Consider the following 20,517-nt stretch of genomic DNA (forward strand, 5'->3'; position numbering starts at 1 on the left):
ATGACGACGCTCGCCCCCCTCATCACGTCCCCCGTGGTGTCGACCCAGTGGCTCGCCGACCACCTCGGCTCCGAGAAGCTCGTCGTGCTCGACGCGACGGTGCACGTGGTCTCGGCACCACACCACGGCCATGTCAGCGGGCACGAACAGTTCATCCTCACCGGTCACATCCCGGGCGCGCGGTTTGCCGACCTGCTCGAGACGTTCTCCGATCCGGATGGCCAGTTCCCGTTCACCAAGCCGGATCAGGCGCGCTTCGAGGCCGCCGCGGCCTCGGTGGGTATCGACAACGACACGACGGTGGTCGTCTACGACTCCGCGCTCGGCCAGTGGGCATCCCGCATCTGGTGGCTGTTCCGCTCCTGGGGCTACGACCGCGTGGCCGTGCTCGACGGTGGCTACACGAAGTGGCTCGCGGAGGGTCGCGACACCGAGATCGGCCACCGCGACATCCCGGAGGGGCACTTCGTCGCGAAGGCCAGGCCGGAACTGTGGGCCGACCGCGCCTACGTCGAGAGCGTGGCCGCCGGCACGGAGAACGCGGCGCTCGTCTGCGGCATCGCGCCGAAGGAGTTCAGCGGTGAGGTGTCGAGTCGCCCGCGCGCGGGGCACATTCCCGGCAGCATCAGCATTCCGGCGGGGTACCTCGTCGACCGCAGCACGAACGCGCTGCTCGGCGAGGATGCGCTACGCGAGAAGTTCGCAGCCGTGCTCGATGAAGAGAAGATAGTCGCGTACTGCGCCGGCGGCATCACCGCGTCGGCGGATGCGCTCGCGCTCACCCTCCTCGGTCATCGCAACGTGGCCGTCTACGACGGCTCGCTCAACGAGTGGGCAGCGGACCCTCGGCTGGAGCTGGTGCTCGGAGCCTAGCTCGGTCGCTGAGCGTCTTCGAGCGCAGCCAGCAGGTCCGCCGGCGCCGTGAGCGGCAGCCTGCACACGAAGTCGCGGCACAGGTAGGCCGTCGGCATCGAGTCGAGCGCGCTGCGAGCCTCGAACAGCTCGAAGCCGGCGTCCGCGAACTCCGCGGCAGCGGCATCCGTCACCTGCACCGAGACGCTGCCACCGCGATACCAGCGACGGGCCACGGATGCCAGCGGCGAAACCGAATCGCCCACGACGACCAACTGGCTCGTCGGCGCGGCGAGCGCCGAGGCAAGGCCGAGCGCGCCGCCGAACGCGATCGGCTGGCGCAGCGCGAGCGGCGCAAGCTGCTGCGCGACGGCGGTGGCCGCATCCAGGTATCGGGACTCTGCCGTGAGCAGGTACAGGCGATGAGCCGCGGATGCCATAGCACTCGACCCGGAGGGATAGGCACCCTCGGAGGGGTCGGCCTCGATCGCGACCCCCTGCGCGACGAGCACGGGGTCGGCGCCGCCGGGCACCGCGAACGGCGTGCCGCCGCGAGCGGACCCAGCATCAGCCAGCGTCGCGTCGACGAGCCGGCGGCCCACACTCGCGTACCGCACCTCCCCCGTCACTTCGCCCACATGAAGGAGTGCTCCCGCGAGCATCCCGTAGTCCTCGAGCGTCGCGCTTGCGGCAGAGGGTCTGTCGGCGACGGATGCGCGGATGAGCGCTCCCGACTCCTTCACGTGGGCGGGGTCGGACGCGGCAGGATCGACCGCGACCGGCTCGGGCGACACGAGGTGGTGCGCGAGCAGGTAGTCGGCGGCGGCGCGCGCGGCATCCACCCAGTCGGCGCGACCGAGCGCGGAACCGGCCTCGACGAGTGCATCGATCGCGAGGCCGTTCCATCCGGTGAGCACCTTGTCGTCGAGCGCGGGAGGTGCGAGCGTCGCACGAGCCTCGGCATCGAGCAGGTAGTAGCGGCCTTCGACGCGTTCCCCGTCGATGATGCTCTCGCTGTCCTGTGCGGAGGCGAAGGCGCCGCCGGGCAGGCGGAGGGTCGCGAGGAGGAAGCCGGCGATGCCCGTGGCCGTCCCCCCGGCGAGCGTGCGGGAAGACGCCGAGAGCAGCGACAGCCGAGTGTAGGCCGACAGCAACTGGGCGTTGTCGTAGAGCATCCGTTCGTAGTGGGGCTCGGACCAGTCCCGCCGGGTCGCGTAGCGGAAGAAGCCGCCGTCCCGGTCGCGCAGCGGGGAGCCCGCCATCGCCACGAGGGTGCGCTCGGCGAGGTCGAGCGCCGCGCCGTCACCGAGCGAACCGCGGTCGAGCAGGAACAGCAGCACCGGCACCACAGGGAACTTGGGTGCCGTGCCGAAACCACCGAAGACGCCGTCTTCGCGGTCGAGCAGTTGCCGCACGGAGCGAGCCAACGCATCCCCATCGGGAAGCTCGCTGCCGACGTGGGCGACCTGTTCGGCGAGAGCCTGCATCAGCTCGGCCGCGTTACCCTCCACGGCGTCGCGGCGCTCCTTCCATGCGTCGATCACGGCCTCGAGCACCTGACGAAAGGTCGGATGCCCGCCCTGCGGCACCGGCGGCCAGTACGTCCCGGCAAAGAACGCTCCACCGCGCGGTGTAACGAACACGTTGAGCGGCCAACCCAGGTTCTCCGTGAATGCGCCGGCGGCCGCGAGGTAGCTCGAGTCAACATCCGGATGCTCCTCCCGGTCCACCTTGACCGCCACGAAGTGTTCGTTCAGGTACGCCGCGAGCGCGGGGTCGCTGAAGCTCTCGCGAGCCATCACGTGGCACCAGTGGCAGGTCGAGTAGCCGATCGAGACGAGCACGGGCACGTCGCGGCGAGCCGCCTCCTCGAAGGCCTCGGCGCCCCACTGGCGCCAGTCGACCGGGTTATCGGCGTGCGAGCGAAGGTATGGGCTGACGGCATCCGCGAGGCGATTGGGCATGCTCCCACGCTACCCGCGCCGTTCGACGCGGGCGGGCGCGATCCCAGCACTAGAGCCTGCTCGAAAGCTAAGCTCGAAGCGTGTCTACGTCAGCCATCACCCTCATCGGCGGACCCACCGTGCTGCTCGAATGGGCCGGCCTGCGGATCGTCACCGATCCCACCTTCGACCCGGCCCAGGTCTACGCCCCCGATCCGGGGCGAGCTCCGCTGGAGAAGACGCAGGGCCCAGCGATCGCCCGAGAAGACCTGGGCGCCGTCGACCTCGTGCTGCTCAGCCATCATCAGCACAGGGACAACCTCGACTATGAGGGCCTCGAACTGCTCGCGACAGGCGTTCTCACTCTCAGCACGCGCAAGGCGAGTCTCGACCTCTTCGGCGGCAACGTCGTCGGTCTCGACTCCTGGGAGAGCTACCAGCTCGGCGACGTGACGATCACGGCCGTTCCCGCACTGCATGGGCCGCCCGGTGCGGAGGCCAGCACCGGGCCGGTCATCGGCTTCATGCTCGAGGCGCAGGGCGAGCCCACCGTCTACGTGAGCGGCGACAATGCGTCCGTGGCGCTCGTGGAGCAGATCGCCGACCGCTTCGCGCCCGTCGACCTTGCCATCCTGTTCGCGGGAGCGGCGCGGGTTCCCATGATCAATGCGGCGCTCACGCTCACCGGTACGGATGCCGTGGCAGCGGCCAAGGCGCTGCGAGCCGGCAGGGTGGTCGCCGTGCACACCGAAGACTGGAAGCACCTCTCCGAAACCCGCGAGGACTTCGAGGCCGCCTTCGCCGCTGCGGGGCTCAGCGATCTCGTGCTGGGCGTGCCGCGCGGCGAGCGCGTCGTGGTGGAGTAGCCGCGCACCAAGTTTCGATACGCTCGTCCCTCGCTACTCAACCCGCCTGTGTGGGCGCTACTTCACCTCGAAGGGATCTCCGCCGACGCGACCAGCGCGCTCCAGTCCGGTGATCGAGGCCTGCTCCGCCGCCGTCAACTCGAAGTCGAACAGGTCGAAATTCTCGGCCATCCGCTCGCGCCGGTTCGACTTGGGGAACACGATGTGACCCTGCTGCAGGTGCCAGCGCAGGACGACCTGCGCGGCGGACTTGCCGTGCGCATCCGCGATGCTCGTGATCTCGGGCAGCTCGAGCAGCGGGTACTTGCCCTGTCCGAGCGGGCCCCAGGCCTCTGTGGCGATGCCGTGATCCGCACCGAACGCCGTGACGGCCGGCTGCTGGTGGTACGGGTGCAGCTCGATTTGGTTGACCGCGGGCACTGTGTCGGTCTCCGCGAGCAGCCGCTCGAGGTGCGGAACCATGAAGTTCGAGACGCCGATGCTGCGGGTCTGGCCCTTCTCGCGAATCTTCTCGAGCGCACGCCACGACTCGACGTAGCGGTCCTGCGCGGGGCTAGGCCAGTGGATCAGGTACAGGTTCACCTGCTCGAGGCCGAGCTTCTCGAGGCTGCGCTGCATGGCGTCGTAGGCCGACTGCGTGCCCTGATCGTTGTTGTAGAGCTTCGTCGTGACGAAGAGCTCCCCGGGCTTCAGCCCGGAGGCGGCGATCGCTCGACCCACGCCCTCCTCGTTGCGATAGATGGCCGCCGTGTCGATGTGGCGGTAGCCGACCTCGAGGGCGTCGGACACGATCCGCTCCGCCTCGTCTGGGTCGACCAGGAACACGCCGAAACCGAGCTGCGGAATCTCGGTTCCGTCGTTGAGCTTCACTGTGGGGACGGTCATGAAAGGTGCCTTTCTTCCTCGCCGTTGTAGGCCGAGAGCGGTCGAATGAGGGCGTTGGATGCCTGCTGCTCCATGATGTGCGCGGTCCAACCGACGATGCGGCTGGCCACGAAGAGCGGGGTGAACTGCTCCGTGTCGAAGCCGATGAGCTTGTAGACGGGGCCGCTCGGGTAGTCGAGGTTCGGCTTGATGCCCTTGCGGTCGGCCATCGCCCTCTCGAGCGCCTCATACAGTTCGACGACGTCGGGCCGGTCGAGTTCGGCGACGAGGGTGTCGAGCGCGGCCTTCATCGTCGGCACGCGGGAGTCGCCGTTCTTGTAGACCCGGTGACCGAAGCCCATGATCTTGCGCTTCTCGGCGAGGGCGGCATCCAGCCATGCCTCGGCCCTGTCTGCCGTGCCGATCTCGTCGAAGGCGTGCATCACGGCCTCGTTCGCCCCGCCGTGGAGCGGCCCCTTGAGCGCGCCGATTGCGGCGGTGACGGCCGAGTAGAGGTCGGCGAGGGTTGAGGTGACGACCCTGGCGGTGAAGGTGCTCGCGTTGAACGAGTGCTCGGCATACAAGATCATCGAGATGTCGAAGGCGTTCACGACAACGAGGTCGGGCAGCTCGCCGAACGTCATGTGCAGTAGGTTCGCCGAGAAACCGAGGTCGTCGCGCGGCTCGATCAGGTCCTGGCCGCGGCGGCGACGCTGGTCGTAGGCGACGATGCTCGGCAGTTGCGCGAGGAGGTAGACGGCGCGACCCTCATTGAGCTTGCGGTCGCCGATGCTCTCGGCGTCACCGAGCGTGGGATCTGTCGCACCGAGGACGCTGACCGCGGTGCGCACGACATCCATCGGATGCGCCGTCAACGGCAGCTCGTCGATGACCCGCTTGGTGCGCGCATCGAGCGGCCGCAGCGAGCGCTCCAGCGTCTGGAACTCCTCGAGCTGCACCGGGGTGGGCAGCTCGCCGTGCCAGAGCAGGTAGGCGACCTCCTCGAAGGTGCACTTCTCGGCCAGTTCCTGCACCGGATAGCCCCGGTAGAGCAGGGAGTTGCTCTCCGGGTTGACCTTGGAGATCGCGGTGTAGTCGACGACGACTCCGGCGAGACCCTTGTGGATTTCTGTGTCTGTCATGCTGCTCCTCTGCTGTTGTCGACCACGAACCGCTCAGCGGACAGTGGGTACCTCGAAGTTGAAGACGCCGGAATCGAAGCTGTTGTACGCCTCGTAGTCCAGCAGTTCGTAAAGCCTGGCGCGAGTCTGCATCTCCGGCACCGCCGACTGCTGCGTGCCCTCGGATGCGATCAGGTCGAGCGTACGCTCGGCCGCACCCATCGCGCTGCGCAGCAGGGTCACCGGGTAGATGACGATGTTGATCCCCACGCCCTCGAGCTGCTCGGTCGTGAACAGCTCGCTCTTGCCGAACTCGGTCATGTTGGCGAGGATCGGCACGTCCACGGCCTTCCGCACGGCCTCGAACTCGGCGAGGTCACGCATCGCCTCGGGGAAGATCGCGTCGGCGCCGGCATCCACGAGCGCCTTCGCCCGATCGATCGCGGCATCCATTCCGTCGATCGCCCGGATATCGGTGCGGGCCATGATGAGCAGGTTCGGGTCGCGCCTGGCCTCGGCTGCGGCCCGGATGCGCTTGGTCGCGGTTCCCTCGTCGACCACGGCCTTGCCATCCAGGTGGCCGCAGCGCTTGGGGTTCACCTGGTCTTCGATGTGGATGCCGGTGATGCCAGCATTCTCGAGCTCCTGCACGGTGCGTGCCACATTCATCGGCTCTCCGAAACCGGTGTCGGCGTCGACGAGGGTCGGCAGCGACGTCATCCGGTTGATCTGCTGGGCGCGACCGGCGACCTCGGTGAGTGTGGTGAGCCCGATGTCGGGCAGGCCGAGGTCGGCGGAGATGACGGCGCCGGAGATGTAGACGCCCTCGAAGCCCTTGTCTTCGATGAGTTTCGCGCTCAGCGGGTTGAAGGCACCGGGGTAGCGCAGCAGCTTGCCCGTGGCGAGGTGCTCGCGCAGCAGTTGCCGCTTCGTTGCGGGGGTGATCGGGGAGTACAGCACTAGAAGATGCCTTTCGACGGGGCCGGGAAGGGGGTCGCGGGCGTGACGGTGAGGCCCGCGAGATCGGCCGGGGCCAGTTCGGGAAGGCGCTGCACCGTCTCGAGAAAGCGATCGATCTCCGCCTGCTCGAGCACGCCATCCGCAAGCGTTCTGAACTTGCCGATGTACTGCTCGCGCGCGAAGGGTCTGGCACCGAGCGGATGCGCGTCGGCGACCGCGATCTCGTCCACGATGCGGGTGCCATCGGCGAGGTCGATCTCGACCCGGCCACCGAAGGCCTTCTCCCTGGGGTCGAGGGAGTGATACCGGCGGGTCCACTCGGCGTCTTCCTCGGTGCTGATCTTCCGCCAGAGCTCGACGGTGTCGGGGCGGGCAGCGCGCTCGGGCGCGTAGGAGCGCTCGTGGTGCCACTCGCCGTCCTGCAGCGCGACCGCGAAGATGTACGGGATCGAGTGGTCGAGGGTCTCGCGGCTCGCCATGGGGTCGTACTTCTGCGGGTCGTTCGCGCCGGAGCCGATCACGAAGTGGGTGTGGTGGCTCGTGTGCAGCACCGCGCGCACGACGTTCGCCGGGTCTCGCAGTTCGGGATGCTGCTGGCCGAGCCTGCGCGCGAGGTCTATCCACGCCTGCGCCTGATACTCGGCGGAGTGCTCCTTGGTGTAGCTGTCGAGAATGGCGCGCTTGGCTTCGCCGCGCTCGGGCAGCGGCACCTCGTAGCGGGCATCCGGTCCGTCGAGGAGCCAGGCGATCACGCCGTCTTCGCCCTCGTAGATCGGGGTGGGGCTCGTCTGGCCGCGCATGGCACGGTCGACAGCTTCGACCGCCATCTTGCCCGCGAAGGCCGGAGCGTGCGCCTTCCAGCTGGAGATCTCGCCCTTGCGCGACTGGCGGGTAGCGGTGGTCACGTGCAGAGCCTGGCCGATGGCCTGGAAGATGGTGTCGACCGGGAGCCCGAGCATGGTGCCGATGCCGGCCGAGGCAGACGGGCCGAGGTGAGCGACATGGTCGATCTTGTGCGCGTGCAGGCTGATGCCCTTGACGAGGTCGATCTGCACCTCGTAGCCGGTCGCGATCGCGCGCACGAGGTCGTGCCCGGTGCTGCCGAGGTGCTGCGCCACGGCGAGGATCGGCGGGATGTTGTCGCCGGGGTGCGAGTACTCGGCAGCCAGGAAGGTGTCGTGGTAGTCGAGCTCGCGCACGGCGACGCCGTTGGCCCAGGCCGCCCACTCCGGGCTGTGCCGGCCATCCACGCCGAACACGGCTGACCCGGCCCCGCCCGTGGACACCGGATGCGCCTCGGCCTGCGCCCGCGCGGCCAGCACCGGCGCGCGGCCCAGCGACGCGGTGGCGACGGCGGCGTTGTCGATGATGCGATTGATGACCATGTCGGCCACCTCATCCGTCACCTCGACCGGGTCGGTCGCGACCTCGGCGAGCTTCCAGGCGAGCTGGTCTTCGCGGGCCAGGTTTTCGTCACTGCGATGTACTCGAACCTCATGTAACTGCACCTCTACAGCCTAGGTGTCGCCGCCCGCATTAGTCTGGAGAGGCTCATGAGAACCGGTAACGCCACGGAAAGCCCCACAGGCTCCGCGCCCGAAGGCGCGCTTCGACCTGGCGATGTGTTCCTGCACACGACCCCGCTCGATCCGCTCGCGGCGCCCCTGCTGGTTGACCTGGAGCGCGAATACCAGGAGCGGTACGAATCGCTGTTCAGCGGCGGAGCTGCCGCCGAAATGAACCGCTACGCCGCGGAGACCTTCTCCCCGCCTGGGGGCACCTTCCTGCTCCTGCTGCGTGACGGCGCGCCCATTTCGGGCGGAGCACTCATGACCATCGATGAGCACACCGCCGAGATCAAGCGGGTGTGGACGCATCCGCAGCACCGCGGCCAGGGACTTGCGCGACTCGTGCTCACCGAGCTGGAGGCCGAGGCGTCGAGACGTGGGTTCACGGATGTCGTGCTCAGCACGGGCCCGCGCCAACCCGAGGCCGTACACCTCTACCTGGCGACCGGCTACGAGCCGCAGTTCGACCCGACGCTCGACCCCATGGACATCGGCGAACACGGGTTCCGCAAGCGGCTCTGATCCTGCCTCAGACCCGAACGACTCGCGTTCCGGCGGCGAGATCGTGCGGGCCGCGTCGCTCACGCTGCAGCAGCACGACGAGCACGTAGATGATCGGCAGCACGTTGGCCACGACGAGCCCCGCACCGACCCAGCCCGGCAGCGCCTCGCCGGATGCGACCGCCTGCCAGACGAAGAAGTGCGCGACCTCCCAGGGAATGAGCTTCACGACCGCGCGCACAGCAATGCGCCCGGCGGATGCCCGCCCGAGTCCCCCGGCGCGAACCACCACGAGGCCGAGCGCCCGTTTGCCGACCGTCGCGCGGCGCGAGGAGGCCTCGCAGAGGAAGAAGTAGATGCCGATCGGGAGCACGAGCACGAGGAATCCGAAGAACTCAGCGCCGAGCGAACCCCAGGCGAGCCAGTCGATGAACCTCCCCGTGCGCACGAAGCCGAGCAGCGCAACGCCCCCGATCACCGCCATGTACGCGAGGATGAGCGCGTAATCGATCGCCAGGGCCGCGATGCGGCGACCGAAGCCGGGCACCGGAGCACGCGGGACGGCGGAGACGGCAGCAGCGGAAGTCATGCCTACATCGTGGCCCATCCCGAATCTTCGCGCGGCCGGATCGCCTCTTGACAGCGTTACTTGTTATTTGCAAGTATCACTCCAGGCACGAGATCCCACCCGGACGGCACGCAAAGGAGCACACCATGTCCACCGACATCTTCGTCAACCTCACCACCACCGACCTGCCCCGCGCGAAGGCCTTCTTCGAAGGTCTCGGGTGGAGCATCAACCCCAATTTCACGGACGAGAACGCCGCCTGCGTCGTCATTGACGAGCACATCTACCTCATGGTGCTCCTGCGGGAGTTCTTCGCGACCTTCACCTCCAAGCCCCTCTCCGACCCTCGCGCCTCAGCGCAGATGCAGGTGTCGCTCAGCGTCGAAAGTCGCGAAGCCGTGGATGCGTTCCTCGAGAAGGTGCTCGCCGCTGGCGGCACCGAACCGCGCGACCCGCAGGACTACGGCTTCATGTACTCGCGCGACTTCGAAGACCCCGACGGCAACGAGTTCGGCATCCTGTGGATGGATCCGAAGGCGGCGGAGCAGGGCCCCGAGGCGTACCTGGCCGAGCAGGGCGGAGCATCCGCCTAGGTGGCCGCCCGGAATTACGGCCAGTACTGCGGCGTCGTCACGGCTCTCGACCTGATCGGTGAACGCTGGGCCCTGCTCATCGTGCGCGACCTGCTCGTGGGGCCGAGGCGGTACAGCGACCTCAAGGCGGGGCTTCCGCGCATCCCGACGAACATTCTGAGCACGCGCCTCAAGGAGCTGCAGCAGGCTGGCGTCGTGCGCCGGCTGCCCATGGCGCACGGCCTTGCCTACGCGCTCACCGACTACGGGAAGGGGCTCGAAGACGTTGTGCTCGCGCTCGGCCGCTGGGGGTTCCAGGCGATGGGCGAACCCGCCGAGGGCGACATCGTCACCTCGGATTCGATGACCATGGCTTTCAGAACCGCATACCGGGCGGATGCGGCGGCCGCGTTTCCGACGACCGCCTACGAGGTGCACATCGGCGAGGTTGCCCTCGGCTTGCGCGCCGGCGTGGGGGGACTGCTCGTCGCGCCGCATCCGCTCGGCCTCGCCGCGGGCGTCGACCCCGTGGCGGGCGGTGCCGATCTCGCCTTCGCGGCCGGGCCCGGCATCCGCTCACTCATCTCGGGAGAGTTGAGCGCACGCGAGGCGATCGCGAGCGAGACCGTGCATATCCTCTCCGGGGAGCCCGCGCTGCTCGATCGCTTCGCGGCTACCTTCCACCTCGAGCCGCCCGCCACCTGAGGCTAGGCGCGAGCGGGCGTGGGCCTGACGTCCTGCGCTGCAGCGGTACCTGCGTCGGCAGCAGCCGCAGCCGCCGCGGCGGCCTCCCGCACCTGCTTGCGCCCGGGGAGCCAGGCGCAGAGCGCCATCGCGACCACGGCGAAGCCCGTCGCCCACCCGAACGCGATGTGGAAGGCGCCGCCGAGGTCGCTGGCACCGCCCGCGGTGAAGGCGTACTGCAGGATGACCGCGAGCACGGCGGTGCCGAAGGATCCACCGAGCTGTTGCGCGATGCGGGTGAGCACGCTCGAGTGTGCGACCTGCTCGTGCTTGAGACCCACGTAGGCGGCGGTCATGACGGGCATCGTCACGGCGCCGAGGCCGATGCCGCGCACGAGCAGCCAGAGCGCGAGTAGCCAGTCGCTGCTCGTTGCCGAGACGAAACTGAACGGCACGGTCGCGGCGGCGACGATGAGGAAGCCGACGGCCGCGATGGAGCGTGCCCCGAGCCTGTCGGTGAGTGGGCCTGCGATCTGCCGGCTGATGAGCGTGCCGATCCCCTGCGGCACGAGGATGAGTCCGGCGGTGAGTGCGCTCGTGCCGCGCACCTCCATGTAATAGAGCGGCAGGAGCAGCATCGCGCCATACAGCGCGAAGCCCGAGAGGAACAGCACCGACGAGGAGGAACCCACCGAGCGAACGGCGAGCAGCCGGATGTCGACGAGCGGCTCGTCGCGCCGCAGCGCGTAGAGCGTGAAGGCCACCAGGAGCGCCACACCGATCACGAGCGGCACGATCACGTCGACCTGGTTGAAGCCGGCGGCACCACCCGCGTTGCTCAGTGCGAGCACGATGCCAGCGATGCCGGGCGCGAGCAACACGAGCCCCCAGACATCCAGCCGTGGTCTGGTCGCGGGCACCGCATCCTTGGCGAGGTACAGGCCGGCGAGAATGAGGCCCGCGACGCAGAAGGGCACGTTTACCCAGAACATGAACCGCCAGCTGAGGTTGGTGACGATCGCGCCGCCGATGAGCGGGCCGAGGATCGGGCCGAGCAGGGCGGGCAGCGCGACCCAGGTCGCAGTGCGCCCGAGCGCCTTGCCCTTGGCGGCCTGGAAGACGAGGGTGGCCATGACGGGCAGCATCAGACCTCCGCCGATGCCCTGCACCACGCGCCAGCCGATGAGTGAGCCGACATCCCAGGCCATGCTCGAACCGAGCGAGCCGAGCAGGAACACGGCGAGCGCGAACATCCAGACCCGCTTACCCCCGAATCGGCCGAGCGCCCAGGTGCTGAGCGGCACGGAGACCCCGAGCGCGAGCAGGTAGCCGGTGGTCACCCACTGGATCGTGGCGACCGTCGTGCCCAGATCGTGCGCGAGTGTGTGCAGTGCGACACTGACGATCGTGGTGTCGAAGACGACCGCCATGACGCCGACGGCGAGCACGAGCGCCGTCTTCAGCACGTGCGGATCGATCTTGTTGCTCGACATGCAATTCTCCTTCGATAAGACTTGTTTTCGTTTCTTATGGAGAGTACGACTCCTAAGAAAGGAATGCAAGTCTTATTACGCGGCGGCCCGATACACTGGATGCCATGGCGGAGGAAGTGCGAACGCGTCGACGCGGCGAGGTGCTGGAGGCTGCGATTCTGGATGCCGCCTGGCAGGAACTGGTGGAGGTCGGGTTTCCGAGGCTCACGATGGAGTCGGTCGCCACGCGGGCCGAGACGAGCGTTCCGGTGCTGTACCGGCGTTGGGCGGGAAAGGACGTTCTCGTCATCGCGGCGATCGAGCGTTACCGGGCAACGCATCCGGTGCACGTTCCCGACACGGGCTCCCTGCGTGGCGACCTGCTGGGGCTGATGACGGAGATGAACGAGGGGCGGTTGGGCTTCACGACCGTGATCACCTCGGTCTTCGCGGGACTCCTCGCAGACTCCGGACTCACCCCCGACGAGATTCGCACCCGCATCCTCGAGAACCAACCACGACTGTCGGATGCGATCTTCCGTCGCGCACACGAGCGCGGCGAGATCGACCTCGACCGCCTGCCCGCATCCGTGCTCGCGATGCCCTTCGACCTGATCCGCCAGGACCTGCTCATGACGCTGAAACCGGTGGCCGCGAAGCGCATCGTCTCGATCGTGGATGAGCTGTTCCTGCCGCTTGCGGCGCGGCGCGGCTGAGCCGTTCCTGCCGGCGTGTGCCCTCTCCGCTCGCCTACCGCCGCAGGGGCGCGGACACCCGCGACCGACCGACGTGCCATTCCCGGCCGGTCGGCTCGAGGCGCTGAGGCGGCTTCAATCGCGGCAGGCCGTTCTCCATCCGCAGGGTGAAGTCACTGTTGTGCAGCAGATGATGGTGTGCCGGGCAGAGCAGCGCACCGTTCGACACGTCCGTAGCGCCGCCCGCCTGCCACCATTCGACGTGATGCGCATCGCACCACGCCGGCGGCGCCGTGCACTGCGGCCAGATGCAGCCACCGTCTCGCACGGCGAGCGCCAGGCGCTGCGCGGGAGAAAAAAGTCGCCGCGTGCGGCCCAGCGCGAGAACCTCTCCGCGCAGGCCGAAGGTCAGCAGTCGAATGTCGGCGTCGCATCCGAGTTCTCGAACGCTCGCACTCGACACCGGCTCGCTGACGCCATCGAGCCACCCCACGCCGCGGCCCGATTCGAAGTCCTCGGCGCGCACCGTGGCAACGATGGTCGCGCGCGCTCGCGGCACCGTGTCATCCGAGTTCATCCCGGCGGTGATCACTCCCAGGAGAATGTCGAGGTTGCGCTGGCCCGTGGTGCGCTGATCGTCCAACGCGCCCGCGGTGGCGCCATGCGACCCGGCGGCATCCTCGACGAACGCGGGTGTGGATCCCGGCGCAGTGTAGGCATTGAGCATCGCGCGGAGCTTTGCCGCGGCGATCGGATCAGCTTCACCGCCGAACGGGGTCATGCCATGGCGTTCGCGCCCGAGATGGAAGTGACCGCGCTGGCGAAGTTCATCGTCGCGTGGTTGCGCGCCGTCGGCGTCCAGCGCATCTCGCCACAGGCGAGCGTTCACGGCGACGAGGTCGGCCGATTCGGTGAGCGCGCTCTCGACGAGCATCGCTTCGGCGTGGAGCACATCATCCGGCGCACACCGCCCGCTCACCTTCTCGAGCTCGCGAGTGATCTGCATCGCTGCTTCGACGCCGATACTCCCCGCCTCGAACGCCTCGGCAACACGCGCGAACAGCGGAGGAAGCGGATGTCCGTCGAGCGCCCTGCGAGCAGTCACAACGGCGCCGAGCCGCATCCGGCGTGCGGACTCTGCGCCCGACACCAGCGCGATCTGTTCGATGAGGTGGCCCGGTCGACGCTGGCCGAGTCGCCAGGACAGCCCCTCAGAACCGAGTTCGTGACGCGATCGGTGGGCGACCTCTGTCGCCACGGCGACACGGATGCGGTCAGCCTGGCGCCCCAATTGCTCGGTGAGCGCGAGCATTCCGACGAGCCGATCGTCGGGCAGTTCGGGCACGTCCGCGACGGAGGCGAGCAGCGCGGTTGCCCGCTCGAGAATGTCCTCCGTCGTTTCCATGAATTCACTATCCCAGCGACCACCGACATTCCGTTTATGCTGATCAGACCGGGTTTATCACTGTGGAGAGCCGGCTGTGGCGCAGGCCTGTGGAGGAGAGGAGAGCGACCGCTACGCTCCGTCCCTGGGGACTCACATCAGCCGAAATCCGAGGACCGCTGAGTAGGATGACGGCATCAACTGGGCGGCCTCACCCTCGATGACGAAACGGGCGACGATGAGCGACGAGCGACGCAGAGAATTGGGCGAGAGCGACGCGCCCGTCGAAGACGAACTCCACGAAGCGTTCGACAGCATCGTCGAAGAGGGCGCGGAGCGACTGCACAGAACCCTGACCAACATCCTCATCACCGGGCTGTTCGGCGGCCTCGAGGTAGGCGTCGGGGTCATGGCATACCTCGCCGTTCTCCACGAGACGGGTGACCATCTGCTCGCCGGAGTGGCGTTCGGTATCGGCTTCGTCGCGCTCCTGCTCGCGCACAGCGAACTCTTCACGGAGAACTTCCTGCTGCCGATCGCCGCAGTCGTCGCGCGGGAGGCGAGCGTGGCAAAGCTTGCGAAACTCTGGCTCGGAACGCTGCTCGCAAACCTCGCCGGCGGCTGGGTCTTCATGTGGTTCATCGCGCAGGCGTTCCCGCAGTGGCACGAGACGATGATGACCGCGGGCGAGCACTTCGCGGGCGCGCCGCTCACGCTGCAGACGGCGGTTCTCGGCATCCTCGGCGGCAGCACCATCACCCTCATGACCCGCATGCAGAACGGAACCAGGTCAGATCCGGCGAAAATCGTTGCGGCGGTCGCTGGTGGGTTTCTCCTCGCGGGACTGCAGCTGTTCCACTCGATCCTCGACTCACTTCTCATCTTCGGCGCGATCCAGGCCGGCGCAGACATCAGCTACCTGCAATGGCTCGGATGGTTCGGTTACACGCTGCTGTTCAACCTGATCGGCGGCGTGGTGCTCATCACAGCCCTGCGCCTGGTGCGCACGAAGGACCTCGTCAAGGAGCGACGTGATCACTCCCCCGCCGACCCGGATGCCCCGCGCAAGAACCGCTGAGCGGCGGCGGTAGACCGAAGGTCGGCCCGGGTGAGTGGCGTGCGGCGAATCGCCGTCGCACCCCGCTCATCCCACGGGCATCCGTCAGCTACCGGCGCCGCGCCAGTAGTTGTTCGCTGCGGCGACCGTCTGGAAGTTCGTCGCCACGACCTGCGAGGTCGCAATCAGTGAATTCGCGTCTTCCGAGTACGCGGGGCGCAGCTTCGTGCGAATCTCGCCGTCGGGTTGGGTCAGGCCGACAACCTTCCGCGACAGCTTCATCGCCAGCATGAAGCCCTCTTCGGGGCTCGACGTGATCAACGTCGGCAACCACTGCTCTGCCATCATCCCTCCATTCAGTTGCGTACACGTAAGTTGTGCACGACTGAATCGTACACGCTTTACCGGCGTAGACTGATGGGGACGAAAGGGGGAAGCTCATGACACCGAGCAGCGCACACGCGAAGCTGGACGACCAGCTCTGCTTCGCACTCTATGCGGCATCGCGGGCAGTCTCCGGTGCGTACCGCCAGTTGCTCGCCGACGTTGGGCTCACGTACCCGCAGTACCTCGCCATGCTGTCCCTCTGGGAAGAGAACGCCCAGAGCGTCGCAGCGCTTGGGGGCGCTCTCGATCTCGAATCAAGCACTCTCTCGCCGCTCATCCGTCGCCTCGAAACGCTTGGCCTCGTGCGCCGGCAGCGTTCCGGCACCGACGAACGCGTGGTGCACGTGCACCTCACCGATGCGGGGCGGGCGCTGGAGGCGCGCTGCGCCCCGGTTCGCGAACAGGTCGAGGCATCAACAGGGCTCAGCGATGACGAGTTTGCTGGCCTGCGAGCGGCGCTTCATCAGCTGCGCGCGACCGTGCAGGAGGTCCCGGCCGCGAGCGCGTAAAGTGTCGGTCGCAAGTGCCAGTGTGTCCGCATGACAAAAGACGTGCAGATCACTTTCGATTGCGCCGACCCGGGAGGATTGGCGGAGTTCTGGGCCGAGACACTCGGATACCAGCTTCAACCGCCGCCTGAGGGATTCGACTCGTGGGATGCGGCCCTTGCCGCGGTCGGCGTGCCACGCGAGCAGTGGAATTCGAGATCGGCGATCCTGCCCATAGAGGGCACCCATCCCCGCATCTTCTTCCAGCGCGTGCCCGAGGGCAAGACGGTCAAGAACCGGGTTCACCTCGACGTGCGCGCTGCGCCCGGACTCAAGGGCGATGCGCGGATGAGCGCCCTCGAAGCAGAGGCAGACCGCCTCGGTGCGCTCGGGGCGACGCGCGCATACCGAGTCGAGCCCGACGAGGCCACCATGGAAGTGGGCTTCATCACGATGCGCGACCCCGAGGGCAACGAGTTCTGTCTCGACTAGTGCCGACGCGGGGTCGACGAGCTCCACCGGCCGAGCCCTAAACTGGAGGGCTCATGATTCCCGCCGCCATCCACTACCCGGAGGACCTCCCGGTCAGCCAGCGGCGCGAGGAGATCGCGAAACTCATCTCCGAGCATCAGGTCGTGATCGTGGCCGGCGAGACGGGCTCGGGCAAGACGACGCAGCTGCCGAAGATCCTGCTCGAGCTCGGTAAAACGAGCATCGGCCACACCCAGCCCAGGCGCATCGCTGCGCGCACCATCGCCGAGCGGGTCGCCGAGGAACTCGGCCAGGAGATCGGCGACCTCGTCGGGTATCAGGTGCGGTTCACCGACCGCGTCGGCCCGAACACGCGCATCAAGCTCATGACCGACGGCATCCTGCTCAACGAGATCCACCGCGACCGCGAGCTGCGCAAGTACGACGCCATCATCATCGACGAGGCGCACGAACGCAGCCTCACCGTCGACTTCCTGCTCGGCTATCTCAAACAGCTGCTTCCCCGCCGCCCCGACCTCACGGTCGTCATTACCTCCGCCACCATCGACCCCGAGAGTTTCGCGCGCCATTTCTCCGATGCGGATGGCGCCCCAGCGCCGATCATCGAGGTCACCGGGCGCACGTACCCAGTCGAGATTCGGTACCGGCCGCTCGTCGCCGAAGCAGCGGATGACGAGGAGGTCTCCACAGGCTCGACCAACGAATCGGCGGAAGACCGCGACCCCATCGACGGCATCAACGCGGCCATCGACGAGCTCGGGCGCGAGGGCAGCGGCGACATCCTGGTGTTCCTCAGCGGTGAGGCCGAGATTCGGGATGCCGAGGAGGCTATCCGGGGACGGAACCTTCCGGGCACGGAGGTCCTCCCCCTCTACGGTCGGCTGAGCGCGGCAGACCAGCACCGCGTCTTCCAGCCCTCGCATGCCCCCGGCATCCGCCGCAGGATCGTGCTCGCGACGAACGTCGCCGAGACGAGCCTCACCGTGCCCGGCATCAAGTACGTCATCGACGCCGGGACCGCGCGCATCAGTCGCTACAGCGTGCGCTCGAAGGTGCAGCGACTGCCGATCGAGGCGATCTCGCAGGCGTCGGCAAATCAGCGCTCCGGGCGCAGCGGCCGCACGAGCAACGGCATCGCCATCCGTCTGTACTCAGAAGAAGACTTCATGCGCCGGCCGGAATATACCGAGCCCGAGATCCTGCGCACCAACCTCGCGGCGGTCATCCTGCAGATGATCTCGCTCGGCCTCGGCGACATCCAGAACTTCCCGTTCCTGCAGCCGCCGGATTCGCGCGGTATCAAGGATGGCCTGGATCTGCTGAAGGAACTCGGCGCCGTTCGCTCCGTCGGCGCTTCGACAAGCTCAGCGACCGCATCCACCATCACCACCATCGGCAAGCAGCTCGCCCAGCTGCCGATCGACCCGCGGCTCGCCCGCATGGTGATCGAGTCGAAGGCCCAGGGCACCACCCGCGAGGTCATGGCGATCGTCGCGGGGCTCAGCATCCAGGATCCGCGCGAGCGCCCGCTCGAGAAGCGCGCGCAGGCCGATCAGGCGCACGCCCGCTTCGTCGACAAGACGAGCGACTTTCTCACCCTGCTGAACCTGTGGAACTACCTGAGGGAGAAGGAGAAGGAGCTCTCGGGCAACCAGTTCCGTCGGCTCTGCAAGGCCGAATACCTCAACTTCCTGCGGGTGCGCGAGTGGTTCGACGTCTACCGGCAGTTGAAGCGGATGGCCAAGCCGCTCGGCCTCGTCGTGGGCGAGGCGAGCGCGAACCCGAATGGCATCCACCGATCAATCCTTGCCGGACTGCTCAGTCAGATCGGCATCAAGGATGTCGCGAAGGATGCCAAGGCGAAGGGCAAGCAGGGCGACTACATCGGTGCGCGCCAGGTGCGGTTCACGATCTTCCCCGGCTCCGCCCTCGCCAAGAAGCAGCCCGCGGAGATCATGAGCGCCGAGCTCGTCGAGACGAGCCGCCTGTTCGCGCGCATGAACGCGGCCATCGACCTCGCCTGGGTCGAGCCGCTCGCGGGCGACCTGGTCAAGCGCAGCTATGGCGAACCGCACTGGGAGAAGAAGCAGGGTGCGGCGGTCGCCTATGAGAAGGTGACGCTCTACGGCGTGCCGATCGTCGCTCGGCGAAGGATCCAGTTCTCCCGGGTCGACCCGGTCTACGCGCGCGAGCTGTTCATCCGCCATGCCCTGGTCGAGGGCGAGTGGGATCTGGACCGCACCGGCGCCCAGGTGAAGGCCTTCGACCTAGCGAACCGCGGGCTCCGTGCCGAACTCGCCGAGCTCGAGGAGCGCACCCGCCGCCGCGACATCCTCTACGACGACGAGGCCGTCTTCGAGTTCTATGATCGGCGCATCCCCGCGGATGTCGTGAGCCAGCGCTCCTTCGAGTCCTGGTGGAAGAAGGCCAGGCTCGAGTCACCGACGCTGCTCACGATGACGCGAGAGAACCTGGTCGCCGACGAACCGGGTGCCGAACCGGTCGACGAAACCTCCTATCCGACCCACTGGCAGCAGCGCGACCAGCGCCTCTCGCTGAGCTACCACTTCGAGCCGGGAGCCTCGGACGACGGCGTCACGGTCACCATTCCCATCGCCCTGCTCGCGGGCCTCAGCGCCGACGGTTTCGACTGGCAGGTTCCGGGCCTTCGCGAGGAACTCGTGACGAGCCTCATCAAGTCGCTGCCGAAGGCCATCCGTCGCAACGTCGTTCCCGCCGCAGACTGGGCGCGCAGGCTCACGGCCGAGCTGCCGCTCGAGCCGGATGGCGGGCTCACCACGGTGCTCGCCGAACTCATCCGTTCGAAGACCTACGTGCCGGTGGCTGGCACCGATTTCGACCTCGGGCGCGTTCCCGCCCATCTCAGGATGAGCTTCGCCGTGGTCGATGAGCGCGGCCGAGAACTCGCGAGAGGCAAGGAGCTGCGGGCGCTGCAGGAACAGTTGAAGTCGAGCGTTCGCACGAGCGTGGCCAAGGCATCCGTCGCCGTGCACAGCGACCTCGAACGCGCCGGCCTCACGAGCTGGGACTTCGACTCCCTGCCGCAGACGCTCGACACGAAGCAGGCGGGCAACACGATCCGCGCCTATCCCGCGCTCGTGGACGAGGGCTCGAGCGTGGCGATTCGCCTCATGAGCACCCCGCAGGACCAGGCCAAGGCCATGCGCGCGGGCGTGCGCCGACTGCTGCTCATCGCCGTACCCTCCCCCACCGGCTACGTGCAGTCCCACCTCACCGGCCCCGAGAAACTCGCGCTCGCCCAGAGCCCGTACCGCTCGACCGCCGAGCTCTTCGCCGACTGCCTCGCCGCCTGCGTCGACGCGGTGCTCGGCGAGCAGGAGGTCTGGACCAGGGCGGACTTCGAGCGGATGCGCGACACAGTCTCCGAGACCATCGTCGACTCGCTGTTCGCCACGGTCTCGCTGCTCGCCAGTGTGCTCGGCTCCGCGCGCGAGGCCGAGAAGGCCATCAGCGGCGCCTCGAATATCGCGCTGCTGAGCCCGCTCGCCGACATGCGCGAGCAGCTGAGCAACCTCGTCTACCCCGGCTTCGTCTCGGCGACGGGCAACCGGCAACTCGCAAGGCTGCCGATCTACCTGCGCGGCATCACCCATCGCGTCGGCAAGCTCACCGAGAACCTCGGGCGCGACCGGGTCTGGATGACCGAGGTGCAGTCCGCAACGGAGCGCTACACGGCGGCGGGCGGCACGCTACCCCTAGCGTCGGAGGCGCCGGAGCGCATCCGTCACGCTCGCTGGCTGCTCGAGGAACTGCGGATCAGCCTCTTCGCCCAGCACCTCGGCACGGCCGAGTCCGTGAGCCTGCAGCGCATCGTGAAGGTGCTCGCGGAGAGAATCTAACCCTCCGAACATTCAACCAAGAGTGAGCGGTACCCGTCCTTGCGCGCGATCGCACGGACTGACTTCGTATACGAGTCGTTGCTGACGATCCCGAGCGCCACCGGTTGTGACGGCTCGAGTGCCGTGGACCTGCCGCATGCGACAACGACGGTATAAAAGTCG

General features: G+C 67.7%; 19 protein-coding genes. 10 read left to right on the forward strand and 9 right to left on the reverse strand.

The annotated features are described in order from the left end of the window. Entirely contained in the window at positions 1-873 is an 873-nt protein-coding gene (locus ABUA37_RS02530; protein ID WP_349897540.1) for a sulfurtransferase, read from the forward strand. Here the strand turns inward: ABUA37_RS02530 and ABUA37_RS02535 are convergent. After that, complete coding sequence (locus tag ABUA37_RS02535; RefSeq protein ID WP_349897541.1) at positions 870-2,816, reverse strand: thioredoxin domain-containing protein; 1,947 nt, start codon at positions 2,814-2,816, stop codon at positions 870-872. The genes ABUA37_RS02530 and ABUA37_RS02535 overlap by 4 nt on opposite strands. Positions 2,817-2,896: 80 nt before the next feature. Between ABUA37_RS02535 and ABUA37_RS02540 the strand changes: the two genes are divergently transcribed. After that, complete coding sequence (locus ABUA37_RS02540) at positions 2,897-3,661, forward strand: MBL fold metallo-hydrolase (protein ID WP_349897542.1); 765 nt, start codon at positions 2,897-2,899, stop codon at positions 3,659-3,661. A gap of 57 nt (positions 3,662-3,718) precedes the next feature. Here ABUA37_RS02540 and ABUA37_RS02545 read toward each other — a convergent pair whose 3' ends face one another. From ABUA37_RS02545 to ABUA37_RS02560, 4 genes are read right to left on the reverse strand one after another with little or no spacing between them, the layout of a single operon-like run. Then, the gene (locus ABUA37_RS02545) at positions 3,719-4,546 is read right to left on the reverse strand and encodes an aldo/keto reductase (RefSeq protein WP_349897543.1); all 828 of its coding nucleotides are present in this window, start codon (positions 4,544-4,546) and stop codon (positions 3,719-3,721) included. Continuing rightward, on the reverse strand, positions 4,543-5,667 hold the full coding sequence (locus tag ABUA37_RS02550; RefSeq protein ID WP_349897544.1) for a bifunctional 2-methylcitrate synthase/citrate synthase: 1,125 nt from the start codon (positions 5,665-5,667) through the stop codon (positions 4,543-4,545). Before ABUA37_RS02550 ends, ABUA37_RS02545 begins: the two co-directional genes overlap by 4 nt. Positions 5,668-5,700: 33 nt before the next feature. Further along, on the reverse strand, positions 5,701-6,606 hold the full coding sequence (gene prpB, locus ABUA37_RS02555; protein WP_349897545.1) for a methylisocitrate lyase: 906 nt from the start codon (positions 6,604-6,606) through the stop codon (positions 5,701-5,703). Continuing rightward, positions 6,606-8,114 carry an MmgE/PrpD family protein gene (locus ABUA37_RS02560; protein ID WP_349897546.1) on the reverse strand — a complete coding sequence of 503 codons (1,509 nt, stop codon included), beginning with the start codon at positions 8,112-8,114 and terminating at the stop codon, positions 6,606-6,608. The genes prpB and ABUA37_RS02560 overlap by 1 nt, the downstream gene beginning before the upstream one ends. Positions 8,115-8,228: 114 nt before the next feature. Between ABUA37_RS02560 and ABUA37_RS02565 the strand changes: the two genes are divergently transcribed. Further along, positions 8,229-8,696 carry a GNAT family N-acetyltransferase gene (locus ABUA37_RS02565; protein WP_407075342.1) on the forward strand — a complete coding sequence of 156 codons (468 nt, stop codon included), beginning with the start codon at positions 8,229-8,231 and terminating at the stop codon, positions 8,694-8,696. A 7-nt stretch (positions 8,697-8,703) separates the two neighbouring features. Here the strand turns inward: ABUA37_RS02565 and ABUA37_RS02570 are convergent, their stop codons facing one another. Next, positions 8,704-9,264 carry an RDD family protein gene (locus ABUA37_RS02570; protein WP_349897549.1) on the reverse strand — a complete coding sequence of 187 codons (561 nt, stop codon included), beginning with the start codon at positions 9,262-9,264 and terminating at the stop codon, positions 8,704-8,706. Positions 9,265-9,389: 125 nt separating this feature from the next. On the opposite strand from ABUA37_RS02570, the gene ABUA37_RS02575 reads away from it, so the two are divergent. Then, positions 9,390-9,836 (forward strand): VOC family protein, encoded by a 447-nt coding sequence (locus tag ABUA37_RS02575; protein ID WP_349897550.1) that lies wholly within the window; start codon positions 9,390-9,392, stop codon positions 9,834-9,836. Further along, a complete protein-coding gene (locus tag ABUA37_RS02580) occupies positions 9,837-10,520 on the forward strand; it encodes a winged helix-turn-helix transcriptional regulator (protein WP_349897551.1) in 684 nt (227 codons plus the stop codon). A 2-nt stretch (positions 10,521-10,522) separates the two neighbouring features. Here the strand turns inward: ABUA37_RS02580 and ABUA37_RS02585 are convergent, their stop codons facing one another. Beyond that, entirely contained in the window at positions 10,523-11,992 is a 1,470-nt protein-coding gene (locus ABUA37_RS02585) for an MDR family MFS transporter (RefSeq protein ID WP_349897552.1), read from the reverse strand. A 104-nt stretch (positions 11,993-12,096) separates the two neighbouring features. Between ABUA37_RS02585 and ABUA37_RS02590 the strand changes: the two genes are divergently transcribed. After that, positions 12,097-12,687, forward strand: coding sequence for a TetR/AcrR family transcriptional regulator (locus ABUA37_RS02590; RefSeq protein WP_349897553.1), 591 nt, complete (start codon positions 12,097-12,099; stop codon positions 12,685-12,687). Between the two features lie 34 nt (positions 12,688-12,721). Here the strand turns inward: ABUA37_RS02590 and ABUA37_RS02595 are convergent, their stop codons facing one another. Then, entirely contained in the window at positions 12,722-14,071 is a 1,350-nt protein-coding gene (locus ABUA37_RS02595; RefSeq protein WP_349897554.1) for an HNH endonuclease signature motif containing protein, read from the reverse strand. A gap of 217 nt (positions 14,072-14,288) precedes the next feature. Between ABUA37_RS02595 and ABUA37_RS02600 the strand changes: the two genes are divergently transcribed. Continuing rightward, on the forward strand, positions 14,289-15,128 hold the full coding sequence (locus ABUA37_RS02600; protein ID WP_349897555.1) for a formate/nitrite transporter family protein: 840 nt from the start codon (positions 14,289-14,291) through the stop codon (positions 15,126-15,128). 84 nt (positions 15,129-15,212) lie between these two features. On the opposite strand, the gene ABUA37_RS02605 is transcribed toward ABUA37_RS02600, so the two are convergent. Beyond that, on the reverse strand, positions 15,213-15,452 hold the full coding sequence (locus tag ABUA37_RS02605; RefSeq protein ID WP_349897556.1) for a hexameric tyrosine-coordinated heme protein: 240 nt from the start codon (positions 15,450-15,452) through the stop codon (positions 15,213-15,215). Positions 15,453-15,547: 95 nt separating this feature from the next. Here ABUA37_RS02605 and ABUA37_RS02610 point away from each other — a divergent pair, with 95 nt between their 5' ends. From ABUA37_RS02610 to hrpA, 3 genes are read left to right on the forward strand one after another with little or no spacing between them, the layout of a single operon-like run. Beyond that, complete coding sequence (locus ABUA37_RS02610; protein WP_349897557.1) at positions 15,548-16,003, forward strand: MarR family winged helix-turn-helix transcriptional regulator; 456 nt, start codon at positions 15,548-15,550, stop codon at positions 16,001-16,003. 30 nt (positions 16,004-16,033) lie between these two features. Beyond that, positions 16,034-16,474 carry a VOC family protein gene (locus ABUA37_RS02615; protein WP_349897558.1) on the forward strand — a complete coding sequence of 147 codons (441 nt, stop codon included), beginning with the start codon at positions 16,034-16,036 and terminating at the stop codon, positions 16,472-16,474. Positions 16,475-16,527: 53 nt separating this feature from the next. Next, the gene (hrpA, locus tag ABUA37_RS02620; RefSeq protein ID WP_349897559.1) at positions 16,528-20,355 is read left to right on the forward strand and encodes an ATP-dependent RNA helicase HrpA; all 3,828 of its coding nucleotides are present in this window, start codon (positions 16,528-16,530) and stop codon (positions 20,353-20,355) included. Positions 20,356-20,517: the final 162 nt, after the last annotated feature.

Source organism: Parafrigoribacterium soli (assembly GCF_040227235.1).
GTDB lineage: Bacteria > Actinomycetota > Actinomycetes > Actinomycetales > Microbacteriaceae > Parafrigoribacterium_A > Parafrigoribacterium_A soli.